At 38.8% G+C, this 19,797-nt stretch carries 17 protein-coding genes; 15 read left to right on the forward strand and 2 right to left on the reverse strand.

Going from position 1 to position 19,797, the window contains the following annotated elements:
• Nucleotides 1-209 precede the first annotated feature (209 nt).
• Entirely contained in the window at nt 210-344 is a 135-nt protein-coding gene (locus tag L0B70_RS13425) for a hypothetical protein (protein WP_260089157.1), read from the reverse strand.
• A gap of 55 nt (nt 345-399) precedes the next feature.
• Here L0B70_RS13425 and L0B70_RS12070 point away from each other — a divergent pair, with 55 nt between their 5' ends.
• The 8 genes from L0B70_RS12070 (at nt 400) to L0B70_RS12105 (ending at nt 7,154) form a co-directional block, all read left to right on the forward strand.
• On the forward strand, nt 400-978 hold the full coding sequence (locus L0B70_RS12070) for a Crp/Fnr family transcriptional regulator (protein ID WP_235142023.1): 579 nt from the start codon (nt 400-402) through the stop codon (nt 976-978).
• A gap of 70 nt (nt 979-1,048) precedes the next feature.
• Nucleotides 1,049-1,495 (forward strand): SRPBCC domain-containing protein, encoded by a 447-nt coding sequence (locus L0B70_RS12075; protein ID WP_235142024.1) that lies wholly within the window; start codon nt 1,049-1,051, stop codon nt 1,493-1,495.
• Complete coding sequence (locus tag L0B70_RS12080) at nt 1,492-2,019, forward strand: DinB family protein (protein WP_235142025.1); 528 nt, start codon at nt 1,492-1,494, stop codon at nt 2,017-2,019. Before L0B70_RS12075 ends, L0B70_RS12080 begins: the two co-directional genes overlap by 4 nt.
• A gap of 44 nt (nt 2,020-2,063) precedes the next feature.
• Complete coding sequence (locus L0B70_RS12085) at nt 2,064-2,510, forward strand: SRPBCC family protein (RefSeq protein WP_235142026.1); 447 nt, start codon at nt 2,064-2,066, stop codon at nt 2,508-2,510.
• Between the two features lie 68 nt (nt 2,511-2,578).
• Complete coding sequence (locus tag L0B70_RS12090; protein ID WP_235142027.1) at nt 2,579-3,046, forward strand: DinB family protein; 468 nt, start codon at nt 2,579-2,581, stop codon at nt 3,044-3,046.
• Between the two features lie 30 nt (nt 3,047-3,076).
• Nucleotides 3,077-3,334: a hypothetical protein gene (locus L0B70_RS12095; protein WP_235142028.1), complete on the forward strand. Its 258-nt coding sequence runs from the start codon at nt 3,077-3,079 to the stop codon at nt 3,332-3,334.
• Nucleotides 3,335-3,639: 305 nt separating this feature from the next.
• A complete protein-coding gene (gene ligD / locus L0B70_RS12100) occupies nt 3,640-6,372 on the forward strand; it encodes a DNA ligase D (protein WP_235142029.1) in 2,733 nt (910 codons plus the stop codon).
• A gap of 530 nt (nt 6,373-6,902) precedes the next feature.
• Nucleotides 6,903-7,154, forward strand: a complete 252-nt coding sequence (locus L0B70_RS12105) for a helix-turn-helix domain-containing protein (RefSeq protein WP_235142030.1) — start codon at nt 6,903-6,905, stop codon at nt 7,152-7,154.
• Nucleotides 7,155-7,231: 77 nt separating this feature from the next.
• Here L0B70_RS12105 and L0B70_RS12110 read toward each other — a convergent pair whose 3' ends face one another.
• Entirely contained in the window at nt 7,232-7,873 is a 642-nt protein-coding gene (locus tag L0B70_RS12110) for a DUF6266 family protein (RefSeq protein ID WP_311195389.1), read from the reverse strand.
• A 921-nt stretch (nt 7,874-8,794) separates the two neighbouring features.
• On the opposite strand from L0B70_RS12110, the gene L0B70_RS12115 reads away from it, so the two are divergent.
• The 7 genes from L0B70_RS12115 (at nt 8,795) to L0B70_RS12140 (ending at nt 19,766) form a co-directional block, all read left to right on the forward strand.
• Nucleotides 8,795-12,259, forward strand: a complete 3,465-nt coding sequence (locus L0B70_RS12115) for a helicase-related protein (RefSeq protein ID WP_235142031.1) — start codon at nt 8,795-8,797, stop codon at nt 12,257-12,259.
• Nucleotides 12,260-12,270: 11 nt separating this feature from the next.
• Nucleotides 12,271-15,990: a BREX-1 system adenine-specific DNA-methyltransferase PglX gene (locus L0B70_RS12120; RefSeq protein WP_235142032.1), complete on the forward strand. Its 3,720-nt coding sequence runs from the start codon at nt 12,271-12,273 to the stop codon at nt 15,988-15,990.
• A 7-nt stretch (nt 15,991-15,997) separates the two neighbouring features.
• The gene (locus L0B70_RS12125) at nt 15,998-16,300 is read left to right on the forward strand and encodes a hypothetical protein (RefSeq protein ID WP_235142033.1); all 303 of its coding nucleotides are present in this window, start codon (nt 15,998-16,000) and stop codon (nt 16,298-16,300) included.
• Entirely contained in the window at nt 16,297-16,704 is a 408-nt protein-coding gene (locus L0B70_RS12130) for an EVE domain-containing protein (protein WP_235142034.1), read from the forward strand. Before L0B70_RS12125 ends, L0B70_RS12130 begins: the two co-directional genes overlap by 4 nt.
• A gap of 380 nt (nt 16,705-17,084) precedes the next feature.
• Complete coding sequence (locus tag L0B70_RS12135) at nt 17,085-18,017, forward strand: GIY-YIG nuclease family protein (RefSeq protein ID WP_235142035.1); 933 nt, start codon at nt 17,085-17,087, stop codon at nt 18,015-18,017.
• Between the two features lie 2 nt (nt 18,018-18,019).
• Nucleotides 18,020-18,223 (forward strand): DUF262 domain-containing protein, encoded by a 204-nt coding sequence (locus tag L0B70_RS13430; RefSeq protein WP_260089160.1) that lies wholly within the window; start codon nt 18,020-18,022, stop codon nt 18,221-18,223.
• Nucleotides 18,213-19,766: a DUF262 domain-containing protein gene (locus tag L0B70_RS12140; protein WP_260089162.1), complete on the forward strand. Its 1,554-nt coding sequence runs from the start codon at nt 18,213-18,215 to the stop codon at nt 19,764-19,766. Before L0B70_RS13430 ends, L0B70_RS12140 begins: the two co-directional genes overlap by 11 nt.
• Nucleotides 19,767-19,797: the final 31 nt, after the last annotated feature.

Raw genomic sequence — 19,797 nt, forward strand, 5'->3', positions numbered from 1 at the left:
ACACCAGAAACTCCAGCATAAAACACCCGAAAAAACACAAATTAATATCGTTTTTTTCTGGAGTCGGAGAGGTCCTCGTGATGAGAACATGAGTGAATGCTTTTAATTTATTGAATTCACAAAATCGTTAAGTCTCTTCTGAATGATCAAAGTATCGGTCATTTAATAAGCCTTTTTCCTCCGTTTCGGGACCGGTAACGTAACTCCGATTAGCGCTGAAGAAGATATTTTACACCATCTTTTTTAAAGCCTAAAACACCTCCAGAATATTTCCGTCGAACTCCACCACACAGAAAAATCACATTCATTTCTCGGCCCGCCGGTGATAATCTCTTGATTATCATAGGCCTTAATTTCTTTAAATGTATTAATTTTATAAATGCATTTAAAATCAACCCCATGGCACCGACTCTTTTTCAAACCATTTACAGTCATGCGCTGTTTACCGCCGACGATCTGCAGAAAATTGTTTCGCTTCATAAAAAAATAGAGGTTGCGAAAGGCGACTGCCTGCTGAAAGAACGGCAGACGGCCACGGGCTATTACCTCGTGGAAAAAGGCCTGATGCGCTTTTATGTCCACGACTTTAATGGAAATGAAATTACCACACAGTTTATCTGCGAGAATGAAATCGTGAATGAAGTTTCGTCCTTGTTCCAGCGCATTCCTTCCGCGCAGAATATCCAGGCCGTGACGGACGCCGTGCTGTGGGAAATCGATTTTGCAAATTTTCAGCAGCTTTACCATACACTCGAATCGGTACGGGAATGGGGACGCGAATGGATGGCCGCGCAACTTTTCCAAAGCCAGCTTCGTTCCATCGAAATGATTACGCTCTCCGCTTCCTCGCGCTATTTGCAGTTGCTAAAAGAGCGGCCGCAGATCGTTCAGCAGGCACCTTTAAAGCAAATCGCTTCGTATCTCGGCATTGCCGATACTTCTTTGAGCCGCATCCGAAAACAGCTCGTAACTTCCTGACATTTCTTGACTTAGGTAAAGCCTCTTTCTGTTTTTTGTTTCTAATTTTGATCAGACAAATAGCCGCAAAATGAAAAATCTAAAAACAATTTCTTTCACCACGCACATCGGGACACCGCGGGAAAAAATCTGGGACGTTCTGTGGGATCCCAACACGTACCGGAAATGGACCAGTGTATTTATGGAAGGCAGCCATTACACAGGCGACTTGAAAGAGGGCCAGACCATCCGGTTTCTGGGGAACGAAACCGATGGCATGAGCGCGCTCGTCGAAAAGAGTGTCGAAAACGAGCAGATGGTATTTCTGCATCAGAACGAAGTCAAAAACGGCGAGGTTGTCGAGTCTTCCTGGCAGGGAGCGCGCGAAATCTATTATTTGAAAGAAGCCGGTGCCGGTACCGAACTGCAGATCATTATCGACATTACGCCCGATATGGAAGATTATTTCCAGACCACATTTCCGCAGGCGCTGGCCCTTATAAAGCAACTTTCAGAAATAACTTTTAAACTAAAATGATGGAAACACCCGTATCAACAAAGCTGGACATCGTCATTCCGGCCTGGCGCATGCATTCTCAGCTTTTCAATAATGCACTCGAGGGCATTTCGGAAGAAGCAGCCTTGGAGCGCCTCGACAACAATACCAATCACGTCGTCTGGATGGCGGGAAATTTGGTGAGCTGCCGCTACTGGATCGCGAACCTGGTGGGTATTCCGGAGAAAGATCCCAACGAAGACCTTTTTAAAGAAGGCAGGGCCCTGGACGAAAGCCTGGATTATCCAACCCTGGCCGACTTAAAGAAAAATTTTGCCGAAATATCGCCGAAAGCGTACGAAAAATTATTGTCGGTTACCGATGACAATCTGGACGAAGAATATTCCTTCGGCATGAACATTTCCTTTGTGCCGGAAAACGTTTTGAATATGATCGGAATGTGCATCGGCCGGGAAGATTATCTGCTCGGACAGATCGGTCTCATGCGAAGACTGTTGGGTTTGAAAGGGATGAGCTACGATATCAACGAAAGTTTAAAATATTGAACAGCGCTTTTTAATCTTTAAAAACAACTTAAATATAAATTACCATGAACAACTCCGTAACCTTACACCGCGTTTTCACCGCGTCGCCCGAGAAAGTGTTCCGCGCCTTCTCGGAGGCTGATGCGTACTGCTCCTGGCTGCCGCCCTATGGCTTTGTCTGCAAAGTGCACGACCTGGACTTTCGCGTCGGTGGCACCTACAAAATGTCTTTTACGAATTTTTCCACAGGCAACGAACAGGCTTTTGGCGGCGAATTTCTGGAAATCGAACCCAACGCACTGATTAAAAACAGCGACCGCTTCGACGACCCGAATATGCCCGGCGAGATGATAACCACCATCCGGCTGACAAAAGTCTCCTGCGGAACCGACCTCTACGTTGTGCAGGAAGGCATTCCCGCGGCGATTCCCGTAGAAATGTGTTATCTGGGCTGGCAGGAATCGCTGGAGAAACTGAAGAAACTTGTGGAGCCGGAAATACCTGATGCCTAAAGTTATACTCCGACAATCGTCGACAGTAGCTTTTAAATAAAAAAAAACTGCCCTCAAAATTAGCCGAAATGGAAAACAAAAGAATAGCGCATCTTTTTGAAGATCTTTATGACGGTGCGCCCTGGATTGATGTGACGGTCGTGGGCACGCTGTGTAAACTCTCCGCGGAACAGGCCGCTGCGAAAGCGCTTCCCGCTTGTAATTCCATCTGGGAAATAGTAATCCACATGATCAGGTGGCGCGAAAATGTGCTTCAAAGACTTCAGGGCAAAATAATCACCACGCCGGCAAATAATTACATCGAACCTCTTGCGGATTCTTCTCCGGAGGCCTGGCTCCAAACGGTGGAAGCTTTTCAGCAGACGCAGACGGACTGGCTCCGTTTCCTGCAAACCTTTGATGAGGATAATTTTCAGAGCATTTATCCGCCCAATGGCATGACGTATTACGAACATATTCAAGGCCTTCTTCAGCACGACGCTTACCATTTGGGTCAGATCGTTTTGCTTTCAAAATTCGTTGAACCGACACCTTAGCCACCGCAAAACGACCTTAACACAACAGAAATGATCGAAGTCTACAGCACCAATATCACCAAAAAAAAGCATGCAAAGTCGGTGCTGGAAACGCTGCGCACTGAATTTCCCGAGTACATGATCAGCCTGGACCTGAGCGATTGCGACAAAATCTTGCGCGTAGAAAATCCGCAGGGAACTGTAGATAAGGAAACGGTCAAAAATCTTGTAAACAACCTCGGTTTTGATATAGCGGAACTGGAAGATGTGCCACTGTTCGCCGATTTGCAGGATTCTTTTAACACCTAAATGTTCTCCTTTCTCACCAAATAACAGGCACCTTAAAAAAGGCTTTTCCCAGATTTATTTCCTCCTAAATTTTAATACCAGTTCAAGATGTCCGAAGTACGGATGTCTTTTTGATTACAGGGGTACAGTCATTTTTCTAGGGGCGCTGTTCACGCTCTTTTCTAAATCTTTCTTAAATTCCCCTCAGATCAAAATCACACTCAAACGGCGTGATTTTTGTAAATTCCGCAGTACATTTCTTACGATTTTTCAGGAAATTTATTGTTTCCTTTACTTCATCCATAACACTAAAAAAAAACTGCATTATGGCTTTAGAAAAATACCGCGAAAAACGATCCACGGACAAAACACCAGAACCTTTTGGTGGCAAACCCTCCGGAAAAGACTTGCGCTTTGTCGTTCAAAAACACGATGCGTCTCACTTGCATTATGATTTTCGTCTCGAAATGGACGGCGTGCTGAAAAGCTGGGCCGTTCCGAAAGGTCCTTCTCTCGATCCCGATGTAAAGCGCCTCGCCATGATGGTGGAAGATCACCCCTATGATTACCGCACCTTTGAAGGCATCATTCCGAAAGGGCAGTACGGCGGCGGCACCGTCATCGTATGGGACGAAGGAACTTATGAACCCGCAGAACCGGTTTCCAAGGACAGGAAAAAGAAGGAAAAGGATCTGTTGCATCAGCTTCATGCCGGCAAACTGAAATTCCGCATGAACGGCGAAAAACTGAAAGGCGAATTTGCCCTGGTTAAAGTTCACGGGCGCGGCGAAAACGGCTGGCTTCTCATGAAACTCGACGACGAATTTGCGACGACGAAAGATGTAACTTCTCAGGACGAATCGGTGATTTCCCACAAAACCATCGCCGAGATGGAGGCAGCACCCGATGAAGTCTACGGTCAGAAAAAAGATAAAAAAGCCGCTAAAAAAAACACGGATAAAGGTTCAGAAAAAACACCGAAAAAATCGGCGGCGAAATCTTCGGAAAAAGTAAGCAAAGAAATTAAAAACAAAACCGCCAAAGCAGAAAGCACCACATCAAAAACAGATATCCGGAAACTTTTAAAAAAATGTCCGCGCCAGAAATTTTACGACAGCGTCGAACCGATGCTCGCAACCCTGGTGAATGAACCTTTCGACGATCCGGACTGGATTTACGAAGTGAAATGGGACGGTTACCGCGCCGTGGCTTTTATGAATGAGGGCGCAGTCTCCATGAAATCGCGCAACAACAAAAGCTTTAATGAGAAATTTTATTCCGTTTATAATACCTTAACAAAAATGAAGCTCAACGCCATTCTCGATGGGGAAGTGGTCGTGGTGGGCACAAGCGGAAAAGCCGATTTCGGCGGCCTCCAGAACTGGCGCAGCGAAGCAGACGGTGATCTCGTGTATTACGTTTTCGATGTGCTTTGGTATGAGGGTTACGACCTGAAAGCATTAACGCTGCTGGAAAGAAAAGCCGTACTGGAACATATTCTTCCCGAAAGCAATTCCATCATGCTCAGCCAGGTCTTTGATACGTCCGGAATTGAATTTTTGAAAGCCGCCAAAAAAATGGACCTTGAAGGCATTATGGCCAAACGGAAAGACAGCACCTATCACGTTAAAAACCGTACAAAAGAGTGGCTCAAAATTAAAGCCACCAAACGCCAGGAAGTTGTTATTGGCGGTTACACCAAAAATGAAGGCACCAGCAAACGGTTCAGCAGCCTTCTGCTCGGTGTTTATGAGGGCAAGGACCTAATTTATACAGGAAAAGTCGGCACCGGTTTTAATGCGAAAGACCAGAAGGAGATGATGAAAATGTTTGAACCGCTCGTAACCGATAAACCGCCTTTTTCTGCGGAGCCCGACGTCAACAAACCGTCGCGGTTCCGTCCGGATCCGCCGCACGCCACCGTAACCTGGCTCAAGCCGAAACTGCTGTGTGAAGTCAGTTTTACGGAACTCACCTCCGACGGAATTATGCGTCACCCTTCCTTTCAGGGTATGCGGACCGATAAGAGCGCCAAGAAAGTTGTTCTGGAAAAAGAACTTCCTGTGGAAGAAGTGCTGTCCGATGATAAACCCCTCGTAAAATCGCGCGCAAAAGCTGGGCGGAAAACTTTACTGAATCCAAAAGATAAAACGCAGGTTCGGAAAGTCACGAAACACGAACTTAAGTTTACGAACCTCAACAAGATCTTCTGGCCCGCGGAGCAGCTCACAAAGCGCGATCTAATCAATTATTATTATCAGGTGGCACCTTATATTTTGCCTTACTTAAAAGACCGGCCGCAAAGCATGAACCGCTTTCCCGACGGCATCGAAGGCGAAGGATTTTACTACAAGGATGTCACCGGAAAAGCCCCCGACTGGGTGAAAACCTATCTCTACAAAAGCGACAGCGACAAGCGAAACCGCAAATATCTCGTTGGGAAGGATGAAGCCACGTTGTTGTATATGGCCAATCTCGGCTGCATCGAAATGAACCCCTGGAGCAGCACCGTGAAGAAGCCTAATCATCCGACGTTCTGTATTATCGATCTCGATCCCGACCAAAATCCATTTGATGATGTCATCGAAGCCGCGCTCGTTACGAAAAACGTGCTGGACAGCATGGGCGTGCCTTCCTTCTGCAAAACCAGCGGATCTACAGGTCTGCACATTTACATTCCGTTGGGGAACAAATACACCTACGAACAGTCGAAGGAGTTTGCGCGCGTGATTGTGACACTCGTCCAAAGAGAATTGCCCAAAACCACGAGCATCGAGCGTATTATTAAAAACCGCGGCGGAAAAATCTACCTGGATTTTCTTCAAAACCGTCCGCATGCCACCGTCGCCGCGGCGTATTCGCTGCGCCCGAAACCCGGAGCCACGGTATCCATGCCGCTTCACTGGGACGAAGTAAAGAAAGGCCTGAAGATGAGCGATTTCACTATTCACAACGCTCTGGAACGCCTTGAAAGCGAGGGCGATATTTTCAAACCCGTCCTCGGGAAAGGCATTGATTTAAAGAAGGTGATTAAAAAGTTTTCCGGGGAGGATATTTAAAAAACCGTATTCTTTCTACAAAAATGCTATAATGCCGCGCGGGTCTAGGACGTGCGGTTTTTACTTTGGGAGTCCTATGTTAGAGTCGAAGCGAACCGACCAATTTCGTTTTTCTGCCTGAAAATATACGGTGCCCTCCACAAGATTGGCGACCTTTTTTTGTATTCTTCCTGTCACGTTGGTTTCCTGTGTTTAAGTATATATAACTGGAAATCAATGTAATAAATAAAATTGTTTAACGTATTTCGGGACATTTTGCCTTAATCCTTCCTTTTTTCTCTGAAAGTCACTGTTATCGCGCGTTGTGTGTCTTTGTGGAAAACTTTTAGGCTTAAGATACTGTCTTTTAGTATGTTGACCCTGATGTTCCCAATCTTTCTCCCTATTTTTACATTTAATTGTGCTGCACAAGGACATTTTTTAGGTGTTGAATTCGGGTTTAATTTACTGAAAATAATGTGCTTCCGAAGATAATTACATTTCCAATGTTATCGCAGTTTGCAGTTATTTTGAATTAGAGTATTTCGAATATGGACGAAAGAAAAAGAAAAGAAAACCGGCCTTCCTTTAGAACACATCCGTTTAAAGGGGCAGCGCGACGACAAGAGCTGGAAGAAAAGTATTACGACAATGCCGATATGATGCGGCTGTTTAAAGTGACTTCCCGAACCCTGCAGCGCTGGCGCGATGAGAAACGCGTTCCCTTTAAAAAACTGGGTGGCAAAATCTACTATCTTGCGCACAAAGTAGACGACTTGATGGAAGGTGAAAATGAGGACTAGAGCAAGGTCTTTAAAAACAAAAAACCGCAGAATCTGTAATTTCTGCGGTCTTTTGTGTCCGGGTGGTTTTCCGCTTCTTACTGCACCACCACCGTTCCCAGGTAAACTGAGTTGCACGCTTCGTTCTGTTCCGCTGTCTGGAAAAACGCATATACGTGTACCGTCTTACCCGCCCAGGTTTCCGGCAAAACTACAGCAGCGGTTCCCTCAATTCGTGTTTCGGGACCTTCCGTGATCGCAAACTCCGCCGATTCCTCCTCATAAACTGCCGTACAGAAAATGTCCGTAGCTTTTGCCAGAATCTGGCTGCTGTTATCCGTCCAGGTGAAGTTCAGGGTTTGGGCCACAGCGCCTGTGACGGCGAGATTCTGAAAGCCCGTCACCACCCCTTTCGTTACAATCACTTTGTCCATCCGCAGGATGGCCTCGTCATTCACGTAGTCCACCACCTCGCGCAGCAGATAACTCGCTGCGAGATTGACTCTCGACTTCACGCCCGCATTTTCACCGTAGAGGCGGCTCTGCATGGAGCGCAGTGAGTTCTGAAACTTGATCGCCAGGGCAAACTTCGCGCGCTGCACGAGTTGCAACTCCGTGGGACTGCCACCTGATGATTTCGGACGGCTTCTGATAACGTCCATTCCGCGCCAGTTGGCGCCTACTACCGTACCTACGGTTCCGCTGAATCCTCCGAGGATTCCTTTTTTAATTGTACCCATAATTTTAACTATTTGAAATTATTGAAACAAATATAATCTGAGAAATTATCAGATGCAAGTATTTGAAATACAATGACTTAAACTTACCTCAACTTACCCTTATTCTCTTTTATTTTCCCTGGATTTCTTCCGCTTTCTGTTAAAGACACGAAGCTTCACGGCTTGTCGTGGTTTTGCTTCTTTTTGCTTGGTCTGTCGCCTTATTTCAAGAAAAGTCCTTCTTTGTCCCCGGTGATCTTTTCCTTTCATTCAAAAGGTTAAAATGTCTTCGAATAGCACTTTATGTCAGCCGAAGTCTTTTGGGAAAAAGGGATTTGTTTCGGCGTTGTTGCCGTATGGTTGCGGAATGTTTCGGAAAGAGGGCGTTTTTGGGAAGGAGGCGGGAAGGAGGGTGGGAGGAAGGAGTATGTGATCTTAAAAGATTGCTTGAGAATTATCCTAACAAGTCTAAGCATTTTGTACCATATTGTTATTAGCACGTAAATTATTTCGACAATATATTACTATATCTTTTTTTCTCAAAGTGCTCGTAAAACAGGCGGATAATAACAATTTTGAGTTCCTATTTGAATCCGACCAGTACAAAATAATAATTACATAAATAAATCACATTTCTTTCGGAATTTCAAGAAAGATCCTTAATTCCTGGAAGTAATTACTATAGAAATCTCCAATAGAACTTTTATTTTTCTCCTTCCTAAAAATCCCTTTAAATTAGTAGCATTCGTAGTCTTTTTAATATTATTAAAATGATTTGGACTAAGAAAAATTCGCCACTTCACGGAGAACAAAATAATATATCTTCATTACAAAAAATTGCATTTTTTTGATTATTTTTGATTCAATAACAATTGTTTACGAGATAGTTTAAAGAATGCAACTGACCGAAAAGTTTGCTCTTCTAAATTGTGATCAAAACTTTTGCAATTAAGTATTTCTAAACAATACCCACAAAACTTTAACATGCTCATAGACAACCATTCAACCGATAAAAAAGTTCATCACTGGATAGAAAAGTACACTTCTGAAGGAGATTTTTCAATAGTTACTGGTTATTTTACAATAGGCGCATTGGTCTATTTCTCAAAATTTTCCAGACAGAAGATAAAAGATTACAAATTTATTTTAGGAGATATCACACAACGCGATTCAAATCTTGTTAAATCTTTGGATTTATTAAATGCAGATTTGAGTATTGAGAAGGCTTTATCATTAAAGAAGTTGGCAATGGAAGCGGTAGATTTTTTAAAATTAGACAACGTTTCAGTTAAAACTTTAGAACCAAATTTTTGTCATGCTAAACTCTATTTGTTTAAGGGTGACGATGAAGATCCGCAAAAAGATTTTTATGTTACAGGAAGTTCAAATCTTACGGAAGCTGGAATTGGTTTAAAAGATTCTCATAATATAGAACTTAATGTTGCGAATTCAGGTTTTGACAGACAGTTTAAAGATTTAGAAATTTGGTTTAAAGATTTGTGGAGTAACAAAAAAGCGTTTGATGAAAAAATTATTATCAATGTCGGCGGAAAGGAAAGTAAAATTCCTTTTAAGCAATATTTAATTGAAGAGATTTCAAAATTATTTCAAGATTACGTACCAAAGGATATCTACTATAAAATCCTTTTCGAACTTTTTTCACAGGATATTTTGATAGATATTGATAATCCTGAATTCGCGAAGAAAATTGGAAGATTAGAAAACACAGAAATTTATCAATCACTCTATGAATTCCAGAAAAAAGGTGCTATCAGTTTAATTAAAAAATTAGATAAGTATGATGGGGCTATTTTAGCGGACGCAGTAGGTTTAGGTAAAACATGGTCTGCTTTAGCTGTAATGAAATACTATCAAAATGCCGGGCGAGAAATTGTTTTGTTTTGTCCAAAAAAATTAGAAAATAACTGGCGAAAATATAAGAAAGATCAAGATTCCCGATTTGAAAGAGATGAATTAGAATATTATATCCGCTATCATACAGATTTAGTAGAAACTTTAATGGGTAAGGATGAATACCTAAAAGAAAGACGTAACACAAACTTTGATAATAAAAAACCAAAATTATTTGTAATCGACGAAAGCCATAATCTTCGGAATGATAAATCTAATCGGTTTATTTATTTACTAGAAGAAATGATCAAAAAAAATGAAGATATTAAAGTGCTGCTGCTTTCTGCAACGCCTATCAATAATTCCTTCAAAGATGTGCGGAACCAGGTAAAACTAATTTCAAAAGATGTTAACGATGCTTTTGACGAATCTTTGGATGTGAAAAATCTACACGGTTTATTCAGTACCGCTTCACGACATTTTAATGACTGGCAGAAAAAAGATAAAAGTCCTGTGAAAGAACTAGTTTCCAAAATGGACGATTCTTTTTTCCGGTTAACAGATGCTTTGCTCGTCGCAAGAACCAGGAAAATGATCGTCGGTCAACAAAACGATCTGTTTTTTCCACAAAAACATAGACCTGACAATAGATACGTGACGCCAAAGGTGATGGAAGATGTTGACAATCTTGAAGATTTACTTAAACTTTTCCCACCTATGCTTTGTGGTTACCAACCCATCCGATATACGATGACTGCAAAAGAAAAAGAAATTCGGACTAAAAAAATTAATAAAGGCAATAGAGAGGTTGATATTTTAGAGGACGAGGTGCAGCGTGACATGTTTTTGGTAAAAATGATGTACATTCTTTTGCTGAAAAGATTAGAATCTTCGTGGTTTTCATTTGAGTCTACCGTTAGTAAAATTTTAAATCACCATCAAAACGCTTTAAATAAAGTGGAATTATTTAAAATTAATAAAGATGAAAAATTAGCGGAAGGATTTAAGTTGAATGATTTTGATGAAGAGGATTTTGAAGATTTAACTTTAGGAAAAAGAGAAATTAGTATTACAGAAATCTTTAAATCCGGGAATTTAGAAATGTTCGAAAGAGATTTAAAACGGGACATTAAAGCCATGAATAAAATGGCTGAGGGAATGAAAGTTTTCTCTGAATCGATTGAAGATGAACTGGGAACGGAAAATAAAAAAAATAGTGCCGACACCAAATTAGAAAATTTAATTTCTGTAATTGAAACTAAAAGAGATTCCAAAAATAATGGCGGCAATCCAAAAGTTTTAATCTTTACTTCATATACGGATACAGCAAATTATTTATACAAACATCTCAATCACCGCGGTTTTAAAAATGTTGCAATGGTTTCTGGCGCAGGAGCAAAAATTAATGGAGAGGATGAAATTATTAAAAGATTCGAACCTGTACTCGAACGTTTTGCGCCATTTACAAAGTTGTTTATGGAGAGAAAATGGGATCATTTTCAACCGGAAAGCAAATCTTTAGACAAGCAATTTAAAGAATGGAAAAAATGGGTTTCTGGAATAGATGATCAGGTAGCAGATCAGTTGAAAAATCCTATTGACATTTTAATTGCTACAGACACCTTAAGCGAAGGACAAAATTTGCAGGATTGTGATATGGTCATCAATTATGACATCCATTGGAATCCTGTGAGAACCATTCAAAGAGTTGGTAGAATTGATAGATTGGGTTCGCCAAACAAAGAGATTTTTACCGTAAACTTCTGGCCTGCAGAAAATTTAAATGAGTATCTCAATCTTCAAAGCCGTATCGAAAAACGGATGATGGCCATGAAACTAATGGGTTCAGAAGATATCAAAGATTTTACAGATCATTATGCTGACATGAGCATTGACGAAGAATTGGAAACCCGTCACACAGACAGAATGCTGGAACAGATGCAAAACAGTGTAGATGATCTGGATGGAGAAAAATCATTTGGCTTTGATGATCTTTCTTTGGAAACCTTTCGCCAGGATCTCGCTTCAGAATTAAATGAAAGACGCGAACATTATGAAAATTTACCGAATGCTATATTTTCAGGTGTAAAGCATCAATCTTTAGACATTTTGAAAGATGGAAGAGGACTCATTTCTCTTTTAGGTTCGCCCCCAAAAAATCCAAAAGACAAGTTGCCCTACAAAAGTTTACGATTGATTCATATCGATGAAGATGGTGCCGAACTGTTATTAAATGATAAGGAGATTCTCCAATATCTTAATGCGGTGAAGGATGAGGAAAGATATGGCTGTAAAAAATTAGATATCGGCGATAAAGCCGAAGTCAGAAAATACAGCGATGCCTTGGCAAAATGGTTTGAAAACCAAACTACAGAAACAGAAATAAATGCAGATGGAACACAATCTAAAACTGCAGGTAAAGAAAGTATTTCCTTTCTAGAAAAATTGAAAAAAGGTAAAAAAGAGGCAATGTCTGCGATGAGAAGTAATGAAAAAATCAGTGAGAAATACAAGCATGAAAATTGGGATTTAATTGCTTGGTTAACTGTAAACTAAAAACTAAAATTATGAGTTCACTTCAATTTTTTGATAAAGAAGATTTTTATCAATCTGGCGTACAATTATTTTCAGAATTAAAAATCCCTTTAAAAGGTGCAGAAGATCAAATTTATAAACCCACTGATGTTCTGGGTGCAATTTATAGCACCGTAAATCCAGCGCATTTATTGATAGATGAAATTTATATTTTGGGATTGGTGGATGATGAAGCCTTTGAAAATATAACTGAAGAAAAATTATCTTTAGAACAAATCGCCAAAATTCCGTCAGATTATCCGGGATTATTAATAATTGGGGTAAAACTTAATGATAGAATCAATGCGCTTCTTCCATCTAGATCGCAATTGGCGGAAATTACAAGAGCGCTGAACCGTTCTTTTGATTCTACACCTGTTACCGTTCTCTTTCAATATGGAGATTACATTGCTTTGGCAAATGCGGAAAGGCTGCAATTTAAACTAAAATCTAAAGACGGCGAAAAGGCAGGAAAAGTTACGATGCTGAAAGATATTTCTATTGAAAACACAAAAGCAGCACATCTGAAAATTATCTTTGGTGATAAAAATAGTGCGGGACTGAAAATTAGCAGTAATGTAGAAACCTTCGGTGAACTTTATAAATACTGGCAAAAGCAATTTACCGTTCAATCTTTGAACGATCAGTTTTATAGAGATTTGCAAAGTTGGTTCTATTATGCCGCCAGTCATATTGTTCTTCCTTACAAACCTGATTTTGTTGATGAAAAGGAAAATGTAAAAAACTTTTTGGTAAGATTACTTTCACGAACTATCTTCTGCTGGTTCATCAAAGAAAAAGGCTTGATCAGCAAAGAATTATTAGAACTGAAGGATTGGAAAGGCAATTATTTCCCAATTACTTTTGATAGTGAATCGCCCAATTTTCTTATCAGCAATTCCTATTACCGAGGTATTCTGCAAAATATTTTCTTTTTTGCATTAAATGTGAAAGATAAAGACAAAAGCAAATTTAAATACAAAAAATACCTTCCAATAGATTTTGATTTTTCTGCGCTGATGAATATTCCTTATCTCAATGGTGGAATTTTCGATCAATTGCCAGAGGATAATGCCAAAGATACGATTGAAGACAGCGTTATAAAAATTCCCAATTATCTTTTTTACGGTAAAGACGAATTGCAACAGCAGTCTAAAGGAAAAGGAAAAAATGCACAGGAAACTCTGCAAAATGTCCATCACAAAGGTCTAAATGAAATTCTATCTGAATATAAATTTACACTAGCTGAAAACACACCTTTTGAAGAAGACATCGCTTTAGATCCCGAAATGCTCGGTTTAGTTTTTGAAAATCTCTTGGCAGAATTAGATCCCAATTTAGAAGAAAGTACCAAAAAAAGTATTAGAAATCTCACGGGAAGTTACTACACGCCAAGAAAGATCATTCACGAAATGGTGAATGATAGTCTGAATATTTATTTGTGTAATTATTTAGACCAAAACGCTAAATCTCTATCAAACATTAAAGATCAAGTTTCAGACTTGGTGTATTACGGAAATGTGAGCAGGGAAAAAGATTTTAATAATGCCATTGTAGATGCTTTAGATCAGTACAAATTTCTCGATCCTGCGTGCGGTTCTGGTGCTTTTCCTTTGGTGGCTTTGCATAGAATGACGGATATTTTAAAATTGGTAGATCCCGATAATAAAGTTTGGGTGAAATTGAAATTAAAAAAAGTAGATGCGCCACAAAAGCAAGAATTTGAAAAAATCCTTACCCAACATTTAGATGATTATGGCAGAAAATTAGGCATTATTCGCGATAGTATTTATGGTATCGACATCCAACCGATGGCGGTGCAAATTACCAAATTGCGGTTTTTTATTTCATTGTTAATAGACCAAACAGATGGCGCAGAAATTACACCAATGCCAAACATAGAAACCAAAATAATTTGTGCGGATTCCCTAAAAAATGTTAAGCCAGACCTTTTTAGCGCACAAGCCATTAAAGATTTAAAATTGGCAAGAAACAATTATTACCAACCTGCAAATACCAAAGAAGAAAAAGAAAGAATAGGTAATGAGATTGTAGATATTTTAGATTCTGCTTTCCCAGATTTTGCTACTAAAGTTACTGGTAAAGAAGCATCTGTCCGAAATAAAGCCTTGCTTAAAGATTGGCTTGAACATGGGACAATTGCCGCGCCGTTCTTTAATCTTGATTTTTTCTTTCCAGAAATTGTAGATCACGGCGGTTTTGATTGTGTGATGGGAAATCCGCCTTACGGTGGTTTTAAAATAGAAGAAGAAGTGCGACAAAACCTAAATATTGTGAGTAAAGATCCTTACGGTGCTTTTGTTGCAAGATTTATAAATTCTGGCGACCACCACCAAACACCTTTGAAAGAGGGCGGCGTTTTGGCTTACATTATTAGCGATACTTTTATGACTATTAAAAGTCATTATAACCTGCGAAAACATCTGATGAGCCACAAAGTGCACAAAATGTTGCGAGTGCATCCCGATACTTTTAGGGCAACGGTAAACACCGCCATTATTTTGGTGGAAAAATTGCCTTTGAAATCTGCAATTACCGACCACGTTTGCTTAATGGCAGATCTCACCAATATTTCTATACACGACAATTACGACCATTTTATGGAAATTTTGGCGCAGACACGCGGGACAGATTTTGCCTTGAACCAAAATATTAGCACAACAGAATTTGGTATTTATTTTTATCCTCAAAGTTTAATAAAAACCAACAGCAATTTGCCTTTTTTTGTGGCTACCCCAAAACTTTTTAGGTTAATGAACGATGGCAATGACAAAAGCAATGTGCCAAAATCCATAGAAAAGCAAATAGGACAAGAAAAAGTGCGCGCCAGAATTATAGAATTAAATGGTAAAAAAGCGGAAGTGGTGAAGTTGGGTTTTGTTGAAAAAGTTGGTAAAGGAATGGACAGTAAAATAAATTATGTTTATAGAGCGAGTGCAAATGTTCCAGTAATTAGAACTACTTATGAAATTGTAGATAAAAATAAAATACGAAGTAATTCGGCAATAAATAGTTTGAATTTAAAAGAACAGTTAGAGGGTGTTGATGGAAATGATTTTGTTATTCCATTTAATAAAGGAGGAAGTTCTGATAGTGGTGGTGGTTGGTTACCTAACTATTTTGTGCCAATAGAATATTATATTGATTGGTCTAAAAAAGCAGTTGATGAACATTATCATAGAAATAAAGACTTATATTTTTTAAAAGGTTTAACTTATTCATTTAGAGGAGAGTATTCACCAACTTTCAGATTAAAAAATATTGGACCTTTTGACGCAAATAGTTCATTTATAAGTTCTGTACATTTTAATGAAAATTATTTGATAGGAATTTTATCCTCAAAATTTATTAGATTTTTATTTAATGCGATGATTCAGCATACAGTTGCTTCAGACATTGATAAAATTAAAGAAATTCCAATAATTATTAGCAAGGAAAATTTTTTAGAAAAATTAATTCTTATCATTATTAATAAGCAGAAAAAAGAAAATCGCTATGATTATGCAAGTCACGAGCAAATAGAAATAGACCAATTGGTTTATGACGCTTATAGTTTAAATGCCGAAGATGTAGAAGAAGTAGAAAACTGGTATGCCAGAAGATATCCTAAACTTTCAGCGGCACAAAAAAGCAACCTACGTGCTTTGGGGAAAAGTGATGATTATTTGGAGTTGTATGGTTTAAGAAAATAAGTTTCAAATGGATTTAACAGCAAAAAAATACCATTTGATGATGGCTTTCCGAAAATATTTGGAGGGTGAAAAACTGGTAAAATTTGAGAAAGATATTTATAAGATAATAGATTCTCGGTCAGACCTTGTTTTTGTAAATACTTTGCTTAAACATTTCGATTTAGAAAAACTTAAAAATGAAAAATTTCCAAATGATTATTTGCTCTATAATTTAATAAAATACGATTACAACGGCAAAAGTCTGAAATTGGCTTCCTCAAAATTGATGAAATTATATCTTGAAAAAGAGAAATTAATTAAAGAAAAATGAATTATTGGCTTGTAAAATTTGCACCATTCCGTGTTTCCTGGCAAGATATTTTGCGCCAAGGAAGATTTGAAATTTATGGCGTGCGAAATTTTCAAGCAAAAAATAATCTTGCTAAAATGAAATTGGGAGATTGGGTTTTGTTTTATCATAGCCAAGAAGAAAAGCAAATAATGGGCATTTTGCAAGTTTCCGAAGAAGCGCATCAAGACAAAACCACCGCAGAGAAGTGGCTTTCAGTAACCTTTGAACCTATCAAAACTTTAGAAAAACCAATTTCATTATCACAAATAAAATATGACGCCGCGTTGCAAAATATCGGCTTGGTAAAACAGCAAAGATTAGCGGTGATGCCATTAGCAAAGACCGAGTTCGAGAAAATTTTAGAGAAAGGGAAATCATATTAGATTTTAGTTATTTTAAAAAATTTTCCTCCCATGTATTTTTATATACTTAATAAAATTGCTGATTCCAAGAGAAGAAACTTTAAATAAATGGAAAAGTACAAAAGCTAAAATTCTAATAGAGCTGCCTTTAGAAAACTAAATATTTAAAGAAGAATATGAACTGTTTAAATGTGGGATTAAGTTAAAGGCATTAAGAAAAATTTCTAAAAAAGAGTTTTCAGAGAAATAAGGATTGAGCATTTTAAAAATTAGTCAGGTTGAAGAGTCAGGATTTCTGGCTAAATTCCGCGACGTAAATGAATACATTAGCAAAGGTTTAGAAAGAAAATTTATTATAGATATTAAAAAGCAAATTACTTCACCACAAAACGCACAGCTTTATGAATATGGTAGAAATAGTAAATCATTTTGTACAAACTCAAATTCCAATTCAGGAATTAAAAATATTTTCCAAACTACCTGGTATTTATGCGTTCTTTTTTATTGGTAAAAACTTTCCATTAGAGAATTTTGAAATACCGCAAAACAAAATCATCTACATCGGAAAAACCGAAAGCAGCCAACAATCGCGGGATGCAAACACGCATTTTAAAACCGGAAAAACCGGAAGTTCTACTGTAAGAAAAAGCGTTGGGGCGTTGCTTTCACAATCGGAGGAAATTATTCCGATAATTAGAAGTTGGACAGATATCGAAAAAGGCAGAACAAGCCATTATAAATTTAACCAGAATTCAGAGGAAAGAGTCACAAAATGGATGGTAGAAAATTTAGCTGTTTCTTTTTATGAATATCCGGCTTCAAAAGCAAAAATAAATCAACTCGAAACAGATCTCATTAAAATATTAAAGCCCGTTCTTAACATTGACGCAAAAAATGCAGGCAACCCCCACTTGGTTCAGATTAAAGCATTGCGTAAAGCATTAGGTGCAATCGTCCATTCAACTCCAGATCAAAAAACACCCATAACCATGAAAGAAACGAGAGTAAGTATCGCACCTAAAATTATAAATATGAATACAAGTTCATTTGGCAAGTATGTGCCAATTTGGACTGCCTATTTGGAGGAAATGAAGCGTGCCCTTGCTGAATCTTCAGAAGTTATCTCAATCAATTTAGACAAGAATCTTTTTGAACAGGCAGGGAATAGAAAAAATTTCGCATTTAGATTAGATTACACAGAAGGTAAAGTTTCCAATAACATTGGAGGCAGTGCTGTGGCCCGAGACTTAAACAAAGTGCTGACAAGTAGCAAAATACAGGTTGGCAACAAAACATTTAAGATGAATAAAGAATTTAAACTAACCATAGAATAAATATGGCAACACTTTTCAAAGACGTAAAATATAATTTACAGGGTTTAATAAACGATATTGATATGGGCACGATTGGTCTGCCTGATATTCAGAGACCCTTTGTTTGGGCAGATACAAAAGTTCGCCAATTATTTGACAGTTTATACAAAGGATATCCCGTTGGCTATTTATTATTTTGGGAAAACGCAAATATAAATGGGGTTTAAGAGTATCGGAACGGAAAGAAAACAAAAAGCTGCACACCTCCTGATTGTAGATGGCCAACAAAGATTAACCTCTTTATATGCTGTCATCAAAGGGCAAGAAGTGATTCGGGAAAATTACAACAAGACCAAAATAATAATTGCTTTTAATCCCCTGGAGGAAAAATTTGAAATTCCCGACGCTGCGATTAGAAGAGATCCCCGTTATTTTCAGAATATTACTGAAGTTTGGGAACCCAATGCAAACATTATTAAAATTATAAATAGTTATACTTCTAATCTTCGAAAATCACGGGAGATTACCGACGACGAAGAACTTAAAATTCAAGAGCGGTTTATGAAACTTAAGAATCTTGAATCTTATCCCTTTTCTGTGTTGGAGCTTTCTCAAGAAATTGACGAAGAGCAGGTTGCTGATGTCTTTGTGCGTATAAATTCACAAGGCAAAACATTAAACCAGGCAGATTTTATTTTAACTTTAATGAGCGTTTTTTGGGATGAAGGCCGAACAAACCTGGAGGAGTTTTGTAGGAAAGCTCGCCTGCCCTCAAAAACGGAGGCTACTCCTTTTAATTACATCATTGTTCCTAAGCCGGATCAAATGCTGCGCGCTGCAGTTGGTCTTGCTTTTAGAAGGGCAAGATTACAATATATCTACAGCATATTGCGTGGAAAAGATTTAGAAACCGGTCTTTTTAGCGAAGAACGCAGAGATACTCAATTCGATATATTGAAAGTTGCACAAGGGAACGCTTTAGATATTCAGAACTGGCATGAGTTCCTGAAAGCTATCATTCAAGCAGGTTATAGTAATGAAAGTTTTATCAGCTCGAATAATAATATTTTGTATTCCTATGTTTTTTTTCTCATTGGCAGAATTGATTACAAGGTCGATCTGTACAATTTGAAAAAATTGATCGCACGCTGGTTTTTTACGTGTTCCATTACCGGCCGTTACACAGGTTCTCCCGAGACCGCAATGGAGATGGATCTCGCTAAGTTACGGTCCGTAGATAGCGCTGAAGGTTTCATTGGTACGATCAATGAGATCATCGATTCGCAATTGACCCCCGATTTCTGGAATGTTACTTTACCGATGGATATGGCGACATCCTCTTTCCGATCACCTTCTTTATTTGCCTATTATGCTGCCCTGAACATTCACGATGCGTATGGCTTGTTTTCTAAACTGAAAGTGGGTGAACTTCTACAATCAGGACTTCGCGCAAATAAATCTGCGCTTGAAAGACATCATCTTTTTCCGAAAGCCTGGTTGATGAGAAATGGTTTCGCTGAAAGCAGAGACTATAATCAAATTGCCAATTTCGCCTTAGTAGAATGGAGTGATAGTATTGCCATCAGTGACAAGGAACCAAAGGTCTATCTACCATTTTACGAGGGAAGGTTTACTAACGAGGAAATGGAAAAAATGAAATATTGGCATGCCTTACCTAGTGAATGGCAGGAGATGGAATATAAAGAATTTCTAACTTCCAGGCGGAAAATGATTGCAAGAGTTGTAGAGCATGGATTTAAAAAACTATAGCAATTCAATTAAAAATTCCAGAGTTCTGCTC

Source organism: Kaistella sp. 97-N-M2 (assembly GCF_021513235.1).
GTDB lineage: Bacteria > Bacteroidota > Bacteroidia > Flavobacteriales > Weeksellaceae > Kaistella.